This window comes from Pseudoalteromonas sp. SG41-1, from assembly GCF_014164575.1.
GTDB lineage: Bacteria > Pseudomonadota > Gammaproteobacteria > Enterobacterales > Alteromonadaceae > Pseudoalteromonas > Pseudoalteromonas rhizosphaerae.
This window is the reverse complement of the sequence record NZ_JACJFL010000029.1, coordinates 1-18,301: the sequence shown is the minus strand read 5'-3', so window position 1 is coordinate 18,301 and position 18,301 is coordinate 1. Positions and strand designations below refer to the sequence as shown.

Annotated in this window: 12 protein-coding genes; 4 read left to right on the top strand and 8 right to left on the bottom strand. The window is 41.4% G+C overall.

Annotated elements, in window-relative coordinates; translation table 11 throughout:
* Nucleotides 1–28: 28 nt before the first annotated feature.
* The 7 genes from H5203_RS14970 to H5203_RS14940 form a co-directional block, all read right to left on the bottom strand.
* A complete protein-coding gene (locus H5203_RS14970; protein WP_182734938.1) occupies nucleotides 29–3,211 on the bottom strand; it encodes an amidohydrolase family protein in 3,183 nt (1,060 codons plus the stop codon).
* 107 nt (nucleotides 3,212–3,318) lie between these two features.
* The gene (locus tag H5203_RS14965; protein ID WP_145241028.1) at nucleotides 3,319–4,143 is read right to left on the bottom strand and encodes a M90 family metallopeptidase; all 825 of its coding nucleotides are present in this window, start codon (nucleotides 4,141–4,143) and stop codon (nucleotides 3,319–3,321) included.
* Between the two features lie 142 nt (nucleotides 4,144–4,285).
* Nucleotides 4,286–5,518 (bottom strand): M23 family metallopeptidase, encoded by a 1,233-nt coding sequence (locus tag H5203_RS14960; protein WP_182819925.1) that lies wholly within the window; start codon nucleotides 5,516–5,518, stop codon nucleotides 4,286–4,288.
* 168 nt (nucleotides 5,519–5,686) lie between these two features.
* On the bottom strand, nucleotides 5,687–8,581 hold the full coding sequence (locus tag H5203_RS14955; protein WP_182819924.1) for a ligand-binding sensor domain-containing diguanylate cyclase: 2,895 nt from the start codon (nucleotides 8,579–8,581) through the stop codon (nucleotides 5,687–5,689).
* A gap of 175 nt (nucleotides 8,582–8,756) precedes the next feature.
* Entirely contained in the window at nucleotides 8,757–9,392 is a 636-nt protein-coding gene (locus H5203_RS14950; RefSeq protein WP_182734942.1) for a CatA-like O-acetyltransferase, read from the bottom strand.
* A gap of 93 nt (nucleotides 9,393–9,485) precedes the next feature.
* Complete coding sequence (locus H5203_RS14945; RefSeq protein WP_182734943.1) at nucleotides 9,486–10,526, bottom strand: Glu/Leu/Phe/Val dehydrogenase; 1,041 nt, start codon at nucleotides 10,524–10,526, stop codon at nucleotides 9,486–9,488.
* A 401-nt stretch (nucleotides 10,527–10,927) separates the two neighbouring features.
* A complete protein-coding gene (locus H5203_RS14940; RefSeq protein ID WP_145241038.1) occupies nucleotides 10,928–12,454 on the bottom strand; it encodes a fumarate hydratase in 1,527 nt (508 codons plus the stop codon).
* A 165-nt stretch (nucleotides 12,455–12,619) separates the two neighbouring features.
* On the opposite strand from H5203_RS14940, the gene pabB reads away from it, so the two are divergent.
* The 3 genes from pabB (at nucleotide 12,620) to H5203_RS14925 (ending at nucleotide 16,041) form a co-directional block, all read left to right on the top strand.
* Nucleotides 12,620–13,966, top strand: a complete 1,347-nt coding sequence (gene pabB, locus H5203_RS14935; RefSeq protein WP_182778731.1) for an aminodeoxychorismate synthase component I — start codon at nucleotides 12,620–12,622, stop codon at nucleotides 13,964–13,966.
* 23 nt (nucleotides 13,967–13,989) lie between these two features.
* Complete coding sequence (locus tag H5203_RS14930; RefSeq protein WP_145241043.1) at nucleotides 13,990–14,565, top strand: CoA pyrophosphatase; 576 nt, start codon at nucleotides 13,990–13,992, stop codon at nucleotides 14,563–14,565.
* Between the two features lie 99 nt (nucleotides 14,566–14,664).
* Nucleotides 14,665–16,041: an L-serine ammonia-lyase gene (locus H5203_RS14925; protein WP_145241045.1), complete on the top strand. Its 1,377-nt coding sequence runs from the start codon at nucleotides 14,665–14,667 to the stop codon at nucleotides 16,039–16,041.
* Between the two features lie 58 nt (nucleotides 16,042–16,099).
* Here the strand turns inward: H5203_RS14925 and cysB are convergent, their stop codons facing one another.
* Nucleotides 16,100–17,077 (bottom strand): HTH-type transcriptional regulator CysB, encoded by a 978-nt coding sequence (cysB, locus tag H5203_RS14920; RefSeq protein ID WP_145241047.1) that lies wholly within the window; start codon nucleotides 17,075–17,077, stop codon nucleotides 16,100–16,102.
* A gap of 317 nt (nucleotides 17,078–17,394) precedes the next feature.
* On the opposite strand from cysB, the gene H5203_RS14915 reads away from it, so the two are divergent.
* Nucleotides 17,395–18,153, top strand: a complete 759-nt coding sequence (locus tag H5203_RS14915; protein ID WP_145241049.1) for a hypothetical protein — start codon at nucleotides 17,395–17,397, stop codon at nucleotides 18,151–18,153.
* Nucleotides 18,154–18,301: the final 148 nt, after the last annotated feature.

Here is an 18,301-nt window from a genome sequence, read left to right as displayed (position 1 = left end):
GCTTTTGATTGGTTTATAACACTAATAATTACTTATCTTCAAAGTACAATTTGTCGCGTGCTTTTTTGCCAACTTCATTCATAGTCGCGGCATCAAATAACCGACCGTTGATCATCGTATAATCAACTTTATCTGTATCACGAATATTAGTCAGTGGATTACCATCGATCACCATTAAGTCAGCCAGTTTACCGACTTCCAATGAGCCGATATTCTGATCAAGGCCGATGTACTTGGCCGGATCAAGCGTCGCCGCACGAATAGCTTCCAGTGGACTCATACCACCTTGAGCAAACATCCAAATCTCCCAGTGCGCTGCAAGGCCTTCGCGCTGACCATGTGCACCTAGATTCACTAAAACACCTAAATCTTGTAGCTCTTTTGCTACCCGTGCATTGTTAAAGTGATTATAGTGGTGATCGGGTGCTTTAACACGGCGCATTGAACGTGGTAGTAATTGGTTTTTTGGCACAAATTTACTTAAGCGCGGGTGATTCCACACATCAGTCTTATCATACCAATAGTTTTCTCCCCAGATGCCCCCATATGCCACACCAAGTGTTGGCGTGTAGCCTACATCACTTTGTGACCAAAGCTGCTTGATATCATCATAAATATTCGCCACGGGAATTGAGTGCTCAATGCCCGTATGACCATCAACCACCATCGTTAAATTATGCTGTAATAATGAACCACCTTCTGGCACCACCATCATTTCAAGCTCTCGGCCAGCTTCAATTACTTGTTGGCGTTGTTCACGTCGTGGTTGGTTGTATGATTTAACACTAAACGCGCCAACTTTCTTTAATCGCTCTAAGTGAAATTTAGCATCATCTAACGAATCAATGTGTGATGTATAACCTGGCATATTGGCACCATATAAAATAGTACCGGTTGAGAAAATACGTGGGCCTACAATAGTCCCCGCTTTTTGCATTTCGCTGGCTGTAAAAATCTCTGTTGTATCGTTTGATGGATCGTGAATTGTCGTGACGCCTAACGATAGGCCCGCTAAGTTTTTCCAATTTTGCTCAGGAATGATCTCATCGCTGCCTTGTGAACCATGCGCATGCGCGTCAACAATTCCTGGCATAATTGTTTTGCCAGATACATCAATTACCTGTGCGCCTTTTGGAATGTTAATATCAGCAGCTGTGCCAACGGCTTTAATATGTTTACCATCGGTTAATAGTATTCCATTTTCAATGACTTGCTCACCTTTCATGGTAATAATACGTGCGCCCGTTAAAGCTATCATGCCTTTTGGTTCAGCCATTTTGCTACTAAAGCCAATGTTATCGCCACTTTTTACTTTGAAGTCAGCGTCATCCGCTTTATTGATATCAAATAAACCTGCCAAACTTGCATGATAAAGCTCTGGGCCTAGCGTCCAATACAGTTTATCGCTGCTGGCGCTCCAGCTGATATTCTCACCGGCACGAACAGATAACTGCTCAATCGGAAATTGGCTGTCTTTAGGACCAATATTGATGGTTTTACCACTTTGCACTAATGGCGTAACAAACACTTTAAAACGTTCAGCAAAAGCGAGGTACTTGCCATCAGGCGATACTCTAAACTCAGTAGCATGCTCTGACTCATAAAGCTTAGTGATTTTTTTCGAATCAAGTTCAACCACACTTAGCGTTGGTTTAGGCCATGGGCTCATCACAAAAACTCGATCATTAGCTGATGCAAACTGCGGCTGATAACCACTTTTAGAAATCAACTCAGCTTTCCCGCCTTTGCTACTCACTGCATAAATACCCGGATGCAGTGACCAATCAGGGTTTAAGATGCTGCCTCCTGAGGCTTTACGGTACACCACTGTTTTGCCATCAGGGCTGAATGTTGGCTCAACATATTTACCTGGCTCTGTGGTAATATCATCACCGCGACCACTACGCGCAGAGACAACTCGAACAGCACCCTGTTCGTTATCATCCCAGGTTACATAAACTATTTTTTTACCATCACGGGAAAACTGCGGGAACAACTCAAAGTGGTCATCTTGTTTAGTTAAACGCTTTATTTTTCCTGACTCTAAATCGCGTTTATAAATATGTCCTAGCGCTTCAAAAATTGCTGTTTCACCATCCGGCGAAATCTGTACATTACGCAACATTTTTACAGCAAATTCATCGCTATCAATGTTTTGTGTAAAACGCACTGCTTGTTGAATTTTTTTACTGGTTTTTACTTCAAATGGTACGGTTTCTACATCGCCATCTTGCACATCAAGTTTATGAATAGTACCGCCAGCCCAAAATACCAGTTGGTTATTATCTGGTGTCCATGCAATGGTTGGATACACACCATGAATAGCCCAAGTCTCTTGCATATCACGTTCAAGCTTGTCATATAGCTTAGTATGCTTACCGCTGGTTAAGTCATATAGGTAGAGGCTAGTTTGAAAATCATCTCGTTTAATATACGCAAGCTTCTTACCGTCTGGCGACGGGGTTGGTCTAATCGCGCCGCCCATACCATCAATAATCGTTTCTATCTCACCCGTTTCGCGATCGTAACGCTTGATTTTATAAATGCCAGCAACCGAATCTTTTGAATAATGAAAGGTTTTACCCGGCGTCGCATCATGTGAAAAATAAACATATCGGCCATCAGGTGAAAACATCGGCTCACCTAAATCTTTTTGATCATTCTCACGTTTAGTGAGTTGTACACCTTTGCCACCCGCTTTATGATAAAGCCATACTTCACCTGCGCCTAATGAACGGCTCGCTGTAAAATGCTTACGAGCAACAATATAGTCGCCGTCGGGACTCCATGCGGGACTGTTCAATAAGCGAAACGTTTCATCGGTTACCGCGGTTTGATTCTCACCGTTTAAATCCATCAACCAGATATTATCGCCGCCACCTTGATCAGAGGTAAACGCAATATGTTTACCATCAGGACTAAAACGCGGTTGCATTTGCCATGCGATATCAGAGGTCAGTTGAGTGGCAGTGCCACCAGCCATCGGCATAGTGTAAATATCGCCCAGCAAATCAAACACAATGGTTTTGCCATCAGGACTGACATCGATATTCATCCAAGTGCCTTGAGAGACACTAATATTAGCATCAACAAATTGCCCTTGTGGCGCATCCACTTGCCATTTTTTGTCATCATTATCTTGTGCCTGAGCCTGACCATATAGCGCCAGTGACACAGCTACAGCCATTGCTGTATGAAGCATTTTTTTCATCGCCTTCTCGCTTATTTTTATTGCGGTTTTTCATCTTATAAACATGATTGCAACAAAAACGGCAGCAAGTTACCAGCGATATCTGATAAAGCGTCGTTATTTGGCGGTTAATGCCATTTTATTGGATCAAACTGATAATAGCCGACCAATAAACTGTATATTTCAGGATCATAATGGCGCAGCTCACTGGGCTTTTCGAGAAAAGTTTCGGTGATCACGGCAAAAAATTCGGCTTCATTTGTTGCACCATAACTATGAATAACATGCGGCATATTATACGCAACATGCGTTTTTAACTGATTATAAGCGCGGCTAAAAACACGCCCCCACTGTTTATAATCTACTTCTTTAGCTAATATAGGCGTGCCTGTGGTTTTACCTGTTTCTTGATCGAGTTGGTGAGCAAATTCATGAAACACTAAATTATGTCCGTCACTGGGTAAGCGGTTCCCTTCAAGCACATCGTGCCAGCTCAGCACTAAAGTCCCTCCAGGCCATGACTCGCCTTGACGAACAGTATTATGATAGCTTACTAATCCGGCACTATCACGAGATGTCTGCGGCGCGTAATAAGCACTTGGGTACAGCAAAATTTCTTTCACATTTTGATAAAGTGGCCATGGTTTATTAAGCACCAACACACACGCATCCGCAGCAATTATTAACTTCATACTCTCGTTAAGAATTAAACCATCACAACCAATAAAGCGTTTTTCATTTAGAAACCAGACAATATGACGCTCTAATTTTTCCCGATCAGCATCCGTCATTTTTTGATAGATAGGCATATACCGTAACAATAATGTTTTTTGCTTTTCATCTAAACGATAATCTTGATACTTTTTTTGCCACAAGCGGTTTTGAATAACCGGCCAACGCCAATAAACAACTACAAACGCAATCAGCGCAAATATTAATAATCCATTTACCATTAAAAGGTCCTATCAACAGGTGTAGCTTATTAATATGTCCTGTGAGGATAAAATTCAATCATCTAGTCTAGCAACAGCTAAAAAAACCGCCCATAACTATGTTATAGGCGGTCAGCTATATTATTTCGTAAAATCAATTATATTAACGATATAAACGGTCCCAAGCACAAGTACGGTAGCCATTACGTTCAAAGTAAAAGTTATTACAATTGTCATCGTAGTTGCTATTGCCGACATCAATACGATGACCACTAATATATTGATTATGTAATGACACCTGCTGGCCGTTATACAACAAAGTAAAATGCACGTGAGGACCTGATGATTGTCCCCCTTCACATAGTGCTTGGTAATAATTGTTCGCATAACGACCGAGCCATGCACCTGGCTGCACAAAATCACCGCTACTATACTGCAGATTAGACATATGATAATAGTTGGTTGAATAACCACTCGAATGCGTTACGCGGATATTACATGACGAAAAACGTGTGATAGTACCACCATGCGCCGCTTGAACATATGGTGTATTTGCGCCCCAACCACCAGAGCCATTATTAAAATCAAGCGATGAATATGGATAACCAGAGCCAGTATTAGAGTGAGCCCCACCGCTGTACCAATAATAACCTGATGACCATGGTAAGTTCATTGAAAAACTAGCCGCAGCAAACTGCTGATTGCTACTTTGTAGTGCACTTTTAGAGGATCTTTGTAACTGAGCGCGACTATCAGGGAATAGACGCTCAAACGTCGCTAAAAAGCCGGTCAGATCGCTCTTAGCGAAATTAACATTATCTTTGCTTAATGCTTGTTTTTTAAGAACACTGACCAATGCTACTGTCGCTGCAGTACTGCTGTTGGTATTGACTCTATTCGTGATTTCCTCGCCCGCATACTTTGATGTTTCCGGGGTGGCTTGGCTATCTTGCCACTGTTTATATGCATAAAAACGTTGACTTAACATCATTACCACATCTTCTAGCTGGGCATCAAAACCGTGTTCGTCCGATAAACCTGCAAAAGCATTATTAAGATCTGCGTCAGGATCAGAAAGTAAGCCACTTTGCAGCTCAATCAAGGCTAAGATAACTTTAGCGTTGATACTTGTATAACCTGCCCAGTGCAAAACACGCTCTTTTTTATCTTCCAGTACTGGCGCATGCAGAGCAAAGAAATTATCCCAATCTTCACGCAACAAGTCATTATTGAACACAAACTGAGTATCGTCCACAGCCACCAAGGAGGTTAACTTAAGTGACTCAATGGACTGTGCAGTAAAGTTAAAATCATTCTGCTTATGGCCTTGTGCAAACACCGCTGGCGACACACCTAAAACACCTGCTAATGCTACATATATCATCTTACTTTTCATCTTTTGTTCCTTCTGTTCACATCAAAAGACCCCAAAACGGGAACAAAAGGTATAGCATCAAACCCAATTAAATGTTAATAAAATGTTTTAATATATGTATTAGTATATATTATGTACCCGAAAAGCAATGGCCTGTAGCGTGTTTTCCTAAATACTCTACTATAACTTTTAGAGTGTTATAACTTCGACTCGATTTCGCCCATTACTTTTTGCTTGATAAAGCGCTTGATCAGCTTGCGCCAGTAACCTGTCATAGTCATTAACTGCCAATGAATCAGCGACTCCAAAACTAACCGTTACCGATAACCCGCTAGCGATGTTTGAAAAATCGTAGTTTGCAATTTGCACACGTAATTCTTCACATAATTGAGCGGCTTGTTGCGCGGTTTTATGAGGGAATAGTAATGTAAATTCTTCACCTCCCCAGCGAGCAACTTGACTATCATCACTCTCATTGAGCTCTCCTAGCATATGAGCAACCACACAAATTACACGGTCGCCAACAATATGTGACCACCCATCATTAATTCGCTTAAAATGATCAATATCCATAATCGCAATAGCGAGAGGTGAACCATGCTGTTTAAAATCAGCAAAATTGTCCGCAAGCCAACAGTCAAAGGCACGACGGTTTGGTAAATCAGTTAGTTGATCATGGGTTGCTTGATGAGCAAAGGCATCTGTTTGTTGTTGCAGATCATTAGTTTGTTGCTCAACCCGCTTAATCAGCTCTATCTCTATTTTTTTATAATGATAAAGCCGGTATCTATAAAGCCCGTAGACTAATGCTAATAAACCGATAAAAACCATTATTTTAAAAGTAGTTTTTTGCCAAAAATATGACTGAATCACAAACGTTAAGGTTTTATCATTATTTTGCCATTGCCCATTAGGGTAGCCCGAACGTACCTTAAAAGTATACTTTCCCGGTGGTAAATTAGTGTATTCCGTAATGGTTAATTGATTACGATTAACCCACACATTATTATAACCAGTCAATTGGGTCTGGTAATTCAACCGATGAGGCATAATAAAACTTAGGCCAGCATAATGAAAAGAGAGCCGCGAAACACCAAGCGGTAAAATAATTTCTTCATCTTGCTGCACCAAGGGGGTCATTTTGCCATCTACATACATTGCCTCAATAATTGTCGGTAATGTTTTCTTTGTAGCTTGCTTTAATCGTTCAGGGACGATAGTACTTGCCCCTTGCGCTGTAGCAATCCAAATACTGCCATCTTTGTGCAGCACTGCAGAAGGATTAGACCCGCCATTAGCCTGAGCGCTTAGCATGCCATCTCCTTCATCATATAGCTGATACTGGATTGGCAACGCATTATTTTGTGCTAACTGCGCTAGCCGCTGTTTGACCTGTTTTTGATTTACTTGGATCACACCGCGATTACTAGATAACCAAAACGAATCTCCCTGTGCCACAACTTGAAACAACTTATCAACTGGCAAGCCTTGTTCACGCCCAAGAATACTCATTTCTCCAGTTGGGATATGACACCGGACAAGACCACGGTCTGTCGCCATCCAAATATATTCAGATTCAGCATAAAAACCAAAAGCATATTCAGCATCAAAATGGGCAGGAAACACTTTAGCCGTAAATTTTTCTAAATTTGGGCTAAAAGATGCTACTCCAACGCCGGTTCCAATCCATACATTGCCATAATTGTCTTCACTAAGGGCTATAATAAAATCACCAGGTAAACCATCTGTACTTGAAAACTGCTTCAGAGAGCCATCCACGTCTATTCGTGTCAAACCTGCTGCAGTTCCCACCCATAAGCGCCCTGCACTATCAAATAACAACGCCCTAACTTCATTACTGGCTAAGCCATTTTGACGATCCAGAACAGGATAAACTTTACCATTGATAATCCGCATCAAACCTGAAGTATAGGTCCCGAGCCAAATTTGACCTTGCGCATCTTCGGCTAAACTTAAAACCGATAACGGATCATTCCCATAAGCAGGAGGGAATGTGTTTACTTTATTATCTTCAATGCGATTTAAACCAAGGCTGCTGCCTACCCATAAGCTACCATCAGAATGCGACAACACGGTACGGACATAATCACCTGTCAACCCTCGTTTTGTGGTCCAAGTCGAAAAAGCGGCTTCACGCAATCGGTATAAACCGCCATTTGTGCCAACCCAAATACTATTTTCACGATCTTGTAATAACGATAAAATCCGATTTGCAGGTAAACCAGCGTCAGCATCAAGTTGTTCAAGTCCTAACGGGCTTAATCGAAACACCCCTTTATTGATCGTACCAAACCAAAGATCATCATGGTCATCTTGTAAAATACTTGAGATAGCCTCATTTTCAAGTTGAGCATGAATACTGATAAAACGGTTGTTTACCTGTTTCCATGCACCTTGTTCACTGCCGACTATGAGCTCACCTTGGCGGGTCAAATACAAGGTGTATATTGGGCTTTGTGGTAAACCGGAATCGGGAGTGATTAAACGCGCTGTTTTATTATTAATTTGATACAAGCCATTGCTGGTTGCAACCCAGATAATACCTGCATTGTCTTCTATTAGACGATAAGCACTGAGGTTTTCTAAAATCGCCGTGTCCGGCGCACTATCAAACTCTCGATATACAACACCTTGGCCCTCAAGGGCTAACCAAGTTTCATCTGAAGGCGTTTTTAATACGTGATTTACCATCGCAGTCGCATTTGGCTTGGCATGCCATTGCCCTTGATATAAATGACTGATCCCCCCTCGAGCGCCCACTATGTATAGACCGCCATCAGCTTGTGGGGCTAAACTACGTAAACCAGAATCTGGTAAACCAGTTATTTCCGTACGTGTAAACAGTTTAAACTCTCGGCCATTAAATCGGGCTAATCCTTCCCAAGTGGCAATCCACACGTAACCATCATTTGTTTGTACCACGCTATTGATACTATTATGAGGCAAACCAGAACGGGTATTCCAGGTTTCAGCAAAGTAGTCATTAAGAGGTAAGCGGGTTTGCTCAGCAGCAAAGCAACTAAAAACAACAAAAAAGAAAAAGCAAAGACCTAAACGAATCATTATACTAAACGCCTTCGTAATTATGGCGAGCTAACAACTTAGCATGAACGCAAATTAAATAGATAATGATTTTCCAGTAGTTAACTATCATTATGTTTTCTTGTATATGAATTATACTAACATAGTCTGAGTTTTATTTTCATTAACTAAATAACACAATTCGTTTACGGCCACGCTAAGCACACAGAGCGTCTATACTCTGCTGCAGCTGTTCAATAAACTTCGCTACATGTAAACCATCCATCAATGCATGGTGCACATCTATTGAGATAGGCATTGTCCCCTTTTGTGCATCAAACTGTCCAAACACTAATTTAGGAATGCCGAAATGATTACCTTGTGTATGTGCATGAGAGAAGCTTGTAAAGTTCAACCACGGTAAAACCGAAATATGGATCAAATCAGTCTGACCTTCGGTTTGCGCAAAAGCAGTTGAGAATAATGGCTGTTGCTTTGCCGCTAAGCTAACTCTGTTTGCATGTATTTGAAAGTCGTTCAACGTAGCTTGTTGTGAAAAGTAGCTAAACCTAAAGGTATCATCATCAGCAAGCTCTACAACACTGGCACGTTGAGCAGCTAGTTGCCAAGGTACACCGTCAATGATCCTCAGTAACATTGGTTGATAAGTATTACTTGCCTGCAATGTCGCATAGATATAGGCATGAAAAAAAGAGCATTGCTGTGATTTACAATGCTGATACAACGCCCCCATATCTAATTGTACACATACATTAAAGTAGGGTTGCGTAAACTCTTTAAACAGTGAGAAATGTTGTTCGCGTGGCCATGTGGCTAAATCGATGGGCGTCATATCTTTAAAAACTATACAGGTCAGGATGACCGTATCGTGAGGGATTTACTGAATAATGTAAAGGCGTGCAATTGCACGCCTATAACGCGTTTATTATAAACCGTTTTTGATGATCTCTTGTGCGAGTTCGTCTGCGATCAAATGCGTTGATTTTTGCTCTTTCTCACTTCGCGAAAAAATTTCAGTTAAGGTTTTGAAGATCCCCTCAACATGTTTATTTGATGCCTCAGCACTGTAACCTTCTGGCGCTGTTTCATAATAAACATTAATAATACCACCTGCGTTAATCACATAATCTGGTGCGTATAAAATACCTTTTTCACGAATGATCTCACCGTGACGAGACTCGGCTAATTGGTTATTTGCACAACCAGCAATAATTGTCGCTTTAATGCGTGGAATAGTCGCATCATTTACTGTTGCACCAAGTGCACACGGTGCATATACATCGACATCAAGGTCGTATATTTCATCAATGCCTACAGCAGTCGCTGCAAAATCATTCACGACTCGATCAATTGCCACTTGGTTGATATCAGTTACAAACAAGGTCGCACCCGCGTCATGCAAATGTTTACACAAGCCATAAGCAACAGCGCCTAAGCCTTGTACTGCCACTTTAATGCCACTCAAGTCTTGGTGACCACGTTGATGTTGTAACGCCGCTTTAATTCCTAAAAATGTGCCATACGCTGTAAATGGTGATGGGTTACCACTTTTACCTTCAAGGCCTAATACATAGTTAGTTTCTTTATTCATGATAGCCACATCATCACAGGTGATGTTTACATCTTCAGCGGAATAGTAACTACCATTTAAGCGCTCTAATTGGCGACCAAATGCACGGAATAATTGTTCAGACTTAATTTCTTTGGCATTTCCAATGATCACAGATTTACCACCACCAAATGGTAAACGTGCTACCGCATTTTTGTAGGTCATACCCTTTGATAAACGAAGCGCATCGACAACAGCGTCGTCATCACTTGCGTAATCCCACATTCTGCAACCACCAACAGCAGGACCTAAATTAGTATTATGAACGGCAATAATTGCACGAAGGCCTGATTCTTTATCTGAACAAAAAACCACTTGTTCGTGGTTATCAAAATCAACTCGATTGAACACAGCCACTTTATCTTACTCCGAAATTTGTAACCCGTGAGAGGGTATGCACGCTGAAATTGCCGAGACTCTACCACTTCATATTACAGCTTGCCACTATATGAGATGATAAAACCTATCAATATCAGGCGCCGTAATGAACAAGCTAAATTATCGCAATTTTAAACATTTTAAATTCAAAAATAGTCACTTTTTAGAATAGTTAATTAACTTAACTAAAAATATAGCATGATAACGTTTACGTGAACGTCAATTTAAATATTATTGTAAAGTTTAAATTACAATGCAATAAACAGCAACAAGAGAGTAATGATGGGTCTTTGCGGGAGGTTAGGTGGTTTACATCCAACTGGTCAGAGCTGATAAGCGGTATCTGAGAAAACTCAAATACCGCATAATAAAGCGAATACTTATTTTAATTTAGCGTCTAACTCTGCAATTTTAGCTTTCCAAATTGCTGGGCCTTGGGTATGCGCATTTGCGCCTTCACTATCCACTGCGACAGTGACTGGCATATCTTCTACTTCAAATTCATAGATAGCTTCCATACCTAAATCTTCAAATGCCACTACACGGGCTTTTTTGATTGCTTTAGATACTAAGTAAGCTGCTCCACCTACGGCCATCAAATACACAGATTTATTGTTTTTGATAGACTCAACTGTTGCAGGGCCACGTTCCGCTTTACCAATCATGCCAATAATGCCAGTTTTTTCTAGCATCATGTCAGTGAATTTATCCATCCGCGTTGCTGTTGTAGGACCCGCTGGGCCCACTGCTTCATCACGTACCGCGTCAACTGGGCCAACGTAGTAAATAAACTTATTATCAAAATCAACACCTGCAGGTAACCCTTCACCAGAATTGATCATATCTTGCAGACGTTTATGCGCTGCATCACGACCAGTTAATATAGTCCCTGACAGTAATACTGTTTCGCCCATTTTCCATTCATGCGTGTCTTCTTTAGTTAGCGTATTTAAGTCAACACGACGCGTGCCCTCACCCACTTCAAATGTGACTTCTGGCCAATCTTCAAGTTTTGGCGCTTTTAAGTTTGCAGGACCTGAACCATCTAATGTGAAATGTACATGGCGAGTCGCCGCACAATTAGGGATCATAACCACAGGTTTTGAGGCCGCATGAGTCGGTGCGGTTTTTATTTTCACATCAACCACTGTTGTTAAACCGCCAAGGCCTTGTGCGCCAATACCGAGCTTATTTGCGCGCTCAAATATTTCTAAACGAAGTTTCTCTTCGGTGGTTTCTGCGCCACGTTCCATAAGCTCATGGATATCAACTGGATCCATAAGTGATTCTTTTGCCATTACTGCGGCTTTTTCTGCCGTTCCGCCAATACCTATACCTAGCATGCCTGGTGGACACCAACCAGCGCCCATGGTCGGCAAGGTCTTTTCGACCCATTCAGCCACATCATCAGATGGATTAAGCATCACCATTTTACTTTTATTTTCAGAGCCGCCGCCTTTTGCTGCCACCATTACTTCAACATTGCCGCCTGCCACTAAATCAATGTGCACGACCGAAGGCGTATTATCTTTGGTGTTTTTACGGCTACCTGCAGGATCTGCAACAATAGATGCACGTAATGGATTATCTGGATTCAAATAAGCACGACGCGTCCCTTCGTCAACCATTTGCTGTACGGTTAAATCTGTTTTGTCCCACTTAACATCCATACCTACTTTCACAAAACAAGTAATAATACCTGTGTCTTGGCACAAAGGACGTTTGCCTTCTGCCGACATCCGCGAGTTAATTAAAATCTGCGCAATGGCATCTTTTGCCGCTTTACTTTGTTCTTTGTTATAGGCTTTTTCGAGCGCTTGAACAAAATCAAGTGGATGATAAAACGAAATATACTGCAATGCATCTTCAATGCTATCAATAAAGTCTTGCTGACGAATTGTACTCATAGGGGTTCCTTAAATTACCTTTACGTGAGAACACGTAAACTAGGCCAAACCAGTGACGGTGGTTTGTACAGCGCTTAGGCAACGTCACTAAACGCTGCCAAAAAATTATAACTTATGATACCCTCCTAGCCCGTTTCGAGCCAGTTCTTCAGGGTAAAAAAATAGATGATAAAGCAACAAAAAACCTGTATTCAATTAGACATTTCGCTCAACTGCCTAGAGGTTTTCGCCTATTTTGCCCATTTACCTTATGCCGTTCTGCTGGATTCAGCCAACAGCGACCATATAAATAGTCGTTACGATCTGATTGCTATTGCGCCAAAAATGCGCCTAGAAGTTAAAAATAACCACACGTTTATTGATGACAAGGCAACTGAACAAGATTGTTTTAGCATCATTAAAGCACAGCTAAATACTCTAGATAGCAGTAAAACTAAGCCTAACCTACCTTTTAGTGGCGGCTGGCTCGGGTATTTTGGTTACGACCTTGGCCGAGTCATTGAAAAACTTCCCAGCCAAGCTATCGATGATATCGATATGCCACAACTAGCTATTGGTCTCTATCTGGATGCACTTATCTATGATAAAAAGCTGCACAGTTGGTTTTATGTCGCACAGCCTGATGTTGATAGATCAGCAATGTATCTACAGGAGTTAGCTCACGCCTCTCCAATTACCTCGCCATTTGAAATCACCCGAGGCTGGTCATCAAATATGAGCCGCGCACAATACAGCGCTAAGTTTGCAAGAATTCAGGGATATTTAAAAAGTGGCGATTGTTATCAAATTAACTTAGCACAGCGTTTTACAGCGCAGTATCAAGGCTCACCGTGGCATGCTTATTGTACTTTGCGCGAAGCTAACAAAGCACCATTTTCAAGTTTTATTAATCATCCTGATGGCGCTATTTTATCTATTTCCCCTGAGCGCTTTATTGCCATTAATGATAATCAGGTTGAAACCAAGCCAATCAAAGGAACGCTGCCACGGTGTCTTGATAAAAAAGAAGATGCGTTACAAGCAACTCGATTACAAAATTCAGCGAAAGATCGCGCTGAGAATGTGATGATTGTTGATTTACTGCGCAACGACTTAGGTAAAGTTGCCAAACCTGGTACCGTGCAAGTCCCGTCACTCTTTGCGATTGAGAGTTTTCCTGCAGTACACCACTTAGTCAGTACCGTGACAGCGCAGTTAGCTGACGATAAAACTGCGGTTGATCAGTTGTATGCTGCTTTTCCGGGAGGGTCAATCACCGGTGCACCCAAAATTCGTGCGATGGAAATCATTGAAGAATTAGAACCGCATCGGCGCAGTATTTACTGTGGTTCAATCGGTTATTTAAGCGCTTGTGGCAATATGGATACCAGTATTACCATCCGAACTTTAGTGTGTCACAAACAGCATATTTATTGTTGGGCTGGCGGCGGCATTGTTGCTGATTCACAAGTGGATTTGGAATACCAAGAAACTTACGATAAAGTAAATAAAATCTTACCTTTATTGAAGTAACCTGTGTGAATAGCAAACAGCTTATGGCTCGTTTTCAGCTAACTGCGCCTGCCAATGAGTATATACAGCCAGCTGATAAGAGACATTTTAAACAACGTCCTCAACGAGCCAGTGCCGTTATGTTACCGCTGATTGATGTAGATAACAGCGCGCACATATTACTATGCAAACGCCCAATGTTCTTAAATCACCATCCTGGGGAAATTTGCTTACCAGGCGGTAAGCATGAGTTGAGCGATGCAAACTTACGCCATACTGCACTGCGTGAACTAAGTGAAGAGCTAAATATCGCCCCATCAAATGTCACTGTCATCGGTCAATTAGGCGATTACTCTACTCTTACCGGCTTTACGATTACACCGTTTGTTGGTGTATTAGCCCCAGATACACATTGGCATGCAGATCAAAATGAAGTGGCCGCCAGTTTTTTGCTGCCCGTCAGCGCACTCGCTGATGTAAACAATTGGCAACCCTTACCTTTTCATCGCTTTGGCAAAACTATTACTTTACAAGGTTTTTCAACTCCTTACGGACTACTTTGGGGAGCCACTGCTAGCATTATAAAAAACTTTACAAAACAGCTTGCCATACCAGTTTAAATCTCTATTGCAAAGGGTTACAAGGGTACAATTACGCGTTATTATGTGCGACCGTTCAAAGGCAGCAATCGTGCTGAGTAAAAGTAGAGTAAAGTTATTATGATCAGTGCATTCGATATGTTTAGTATTGGCATTGGCCCGTCATCATCACACACCGTCGGCCCAATGCGCGCATCGCGTTTATTTGTTAACGAACTACAACAACAAAACTTGTTAACCGATGTCACCAGCATTAAAGTTGAGCTATATGGCTCATTGGGACAAACAGGTATCGGCCATGGCTCAGGCAAAGCAGTTATCCTCGGACTTGCGGGTTATGATCCGGAAACCATTGATGCCGATTTAGTAGACGATATTCTCGCTAAAATTGAAAATGAACAAGTGATCCACTTAAATCAAGTGCATCAAGCAAAGTTTCCAAAACAAGGAGCGATTGTATTCCACCGTCGTAAAACTTTGCCAAAACACTCAAATGCAATGGAGATCATTGCTTTTAAAGGCGACGAAAAACTCCATAGTAAAGTTTACTATTCAATTGGCGGCGGTTTTATTGTTACCGATGAAGAATTTGAAAACGAAAAACAAGCTGCGCTCACTGTCCGTGAAGAAAACCCAGCCCCCTTTCCATTTGGCAGTGCCAAAGAATTATTAGAAATGTGTAAGGAGTCAGGTTATAGCGTATCAAGCTTGATGATGAAAAATGAAAAAACCTTACGCACAGAAGATGAAATAAAAGATGAACTATTCAATATTTGGCAAGTAATGAAAGCCTGTATTGAACGCGGTATGCGCACCGAAGGAATTTTACCTGGTGGTTTGAAAGTAAAACGTCGCGCCCCTAGCCTGTACTTAAAGCTCAATATTGAAGTCAGCAATGACCCCCTTCGCGCAATGGACTGGGTGGATTTATTTGCCCTTGCTGTTAATGAAGAAAACGCTGCAGGTGGCCGTGTAGTTACAGCACCAACTAATGGCGCAGCAGGTATTTTACCTGCGGTATTAATGTACTACCACACATTCATTAAAGAAATAGACCGCGATATTGCAACTCGTTATTTATTAACTGCCGCCGCAATTGGCATCTTATATAAAAAGAATGCCTCAATTTCAGGTGCTGAAGTTGGTTGCCAAGGCGAAGTTGGCGTCGCATGTTCAATGGCTGCTGGTGCACTGACTGAAATTGTCGGTGGCAGTGTATTACAAGTAGAAAATGCCGCGGAAATTGGCATGGAGCATAACTTAGGGTTAACCTGCGACCCTGTCGGTGGATTAGTACAAGTGCCGTGCATTGAACGTAATGCTATGGGAGCTATTAAAGCAATAAATGCATCGCGTTTGGCTATTCGTGGCAGTGGCGAGCAAAAAGTATCATTGGATAAAGTTATTAAAACCATGCTTGATACTGGTAACGATATGAAAACTAAATATAAAGAAACCGCTCGCGGTGGCTTAGCGGTAAATATAATTGAGTGTTAGGTTTATAGTCATTAAAAAAGCCGCAATATGCGGCTTTTTTGTTTTCAACAGATTAAAGTCACTTAACCGGTAATTCTATATCTTCAAACAGCTTATCTACGTCATCTTGATTACGTAGTAAACTCGCTCGCTCAACCCGCTCTTTGGTCAGATGTGGTGCAAAACGCTCTATAAAGTCATACATATACGTACGTAAAAAGCTGCCTTTTCTAAAGCCAATTTTAGTGGTGCTGGCTTCAAATAAATGGCTGGCATCAATACACACTAAATCGGTATCTGCAATTTGATCAATCGCCATTGATGCTACAACACCCACACCTAAACCTAAGCGTACATAGGTTTTAATCACATCGGCGTCAGTTGCAGTAAATACAATGTGTGGTTCAAGTCCCTGCGCATTAAATGCTTTATCAAGTTCTGAACGGCCAGTAAAACCAAATACATAAGTAATAAGTGGATACTGGGCAATATCGGCAACGGTTAGCGACTCTGCTTTTTTAGCTAGTGGATGGTCTTTTGCCACCACAATACTGCGATTCCAGTGATAGCAAGGTAACATCACTAAATCAGAATATAAATGTAGTGCTTCAGTGGCAATTGCAAAATCAGCATCGCCACGAGCAGCAGCATCAGAAATTTGCTGCGGCGTACCTTGGTGCATGTGCAATGACACCGCAGGGTACTTTTTCATAAATCCTTGGATCACACTTGGCAGTGCATACCGTGCTTGGGTATGTGTGGTGGCAATATTCAACTTACCTTGATCAGGTAGTGTATGCTCATTTGCAACCGCTTTAATACCCTCTACTTTAGAAAGGATTTCACGGGAAATATTAATTATTTCAGTGCCCGCGCTGGTAACATGGGTTAAGTGTTTTCCACTTCGCCCAAAAATCTGCACGCCCAACTCATCTTCCAACATACGTACTTGCTTAGAAATACCTGGCTGTGAGGTAAACAAACTTTCAGCGGTTGCTGAAACATTAAGTTTATGATTTTGGACTTCGACGATGTATCTGAGTTGTTGTAATTTCATGGCTGCATTTTTTAGTGTAGTTATACTGCTTATTTATAAATGCTACATCGCGTCAAGCCAAGTTTTTTCTGATTAACAATAGAAAAAGGCTGTCTGGAATCGTATTTATAAGGTTATCTGCTTAGGCTAGCATAATCCCTCGCCTTGAGGTAGCCATCTTTTAAGCTGATGCTCAAAATGAAAAAATATCATACGCAGATAGTAATAAATGATGAGAAAGTGAATTCTTTTTTACATAAGCCGCGCAAAACTATCCTGTTAGCATATATTTAATGTAAGATTAAAATTATTAGTTTGTGAAATTTGAGACCTAAACCATGATCGTTTCTATTATTATTATGTTGATTGTTGCACTGATTGTCATTGCCCTCTGGGTCAGTGCGGTACAACAGCATAAAGAGAAACAAGAAACAGAACGCCGCAAAGACTTAACCAAACAAAAAAAAATCATTGAAGAATCAGAAGACGTTCTATTAAATAGCGCAAACATCCCTATGTCAGAACATATTTTACGTATTCTACAACGGCGTATTCATGATGCTTTAGTCGCTATGGTGCAGCTATCACCCAATTCGAAAGAGTTAAAGAATCGCTTAAAGGAAGCAAAAGAACGTTTAGGAGACTCAATCGACACCACTAACTTAGAAAATTTAGTGTTACCCGATAACGACAAGCAATTAATAGCACTAATCCAAGGTATTAAGAAAGTACGCGCAGTACTTCGTTCAGAGCATGGCAAAGGGAAAGTAGACAGCCAAATTTTTATTGCTGAAGACAAGCGCTTAGAAAAACTCCAATTACGAATTAATATTGAAAGCCAGATTAAACGAGGTATCTCCGCACGCTCTGCGAATATGGTCGGTTCTGCACGCCAATACTTTGAAAAAGCCTACGCTACTGTATCTGCAGTCGCTTATAGCGATGACTATATAACCACTAAACGCCAAGAGCTCGAAGGTTATTTAGAAGCAATAAGCACAGAGCTTAAAGCATCTAATGCAACAGCACTGAAGAAAAAAGCAGAGCAAGAACAAGACGATTTAGACGTACTTTTTGCACCAAAGAAAAAGTGGTAAACCACTTTTTCTTTGTATTAACTTAGGGTCTGTTGACCTTTGCGGATTAATATTTGTTCAAACTAGGGGCAATTTAATCGCGGCGCGAGGTTTGTAACCTAGTGGGCTAAGTAAAAACCGAGCAAAGCTTCCGCGTCCTGCTCACGCC

Coding starts and splice junctions, on each gene's coding strand:
- pabB (WP_182778731.1), top strand. CDS start 12,620: ATGATAAAGCAACAAAAAACCTGTATTCAATTAGACATTTCGCTCAAC.
- H5203_RS14930 (WP_145241043.1), top strand. CDS start 13,990: ATGGCTCGTTTTCAGCTAACTGCGCCTGCCAATGAGTATATACAGCCA.
- H5203_RS14970 (WP_182734938.1), bottom strand. CDS start 3,211: ATGAAAAAAATGCTTCATACAGCAATGGCTGTAGCTGTGTCACTGGCG.
- H5203_RS14955 (WP_182819924.1), bottom strand. CDS start 8,581: ATGATTCGTTTAGGTCTTTGCTTTTTCTTTTTTGTTGTTTTTAGTTGC.
- cysB (WP_145241047.1), bottom strand. CDS start 17,077: ATGAAATTACAACAACTCAGATACATCGTCGAAGTCCAAAATCATAAA.
- H5203_RS14940 (WP_145241038.1), bottom strand. CDS start 12,454: ATGAGTACAATTCGTCAGCAAGACTTTATTGATAGCATTGAAGATGCA.
- H5203_RS14915 (WP_145241049.1), top strand. CDS start 17,395: ATGATCGTTTCTATTATTATTATGTTGATTGTTGCACTGATTGTCATT.
- H5203_RS14965 (WP_145241028.1), bottom strand. CDS start 4,143: ATGGTAAATGGATTATTAATATTTGCGCTGATTGCGTTTGTAGTTGTT.
- H5203_RS14925 (WP_145241045.1), top strand. CDS start 14,665: ATGATCAGTGCATTCGATATGTTTAGTATTGGCATTGGCCCGTCATCA.
- H5203_RS14960 (WP_182819925.1), bottom strand. CDS start 5,518: ATGAAAAGTAAGATGATATATGTAGCATTAGCAGGTGTTTTAGGTGTG.
- H5203_RS14950 (WP_182734942.1), bottom strand. CDS start 9,392: ATGACGCCCATCGATTTAGCCACATGGCCACGCGAACAACATTTCTCA.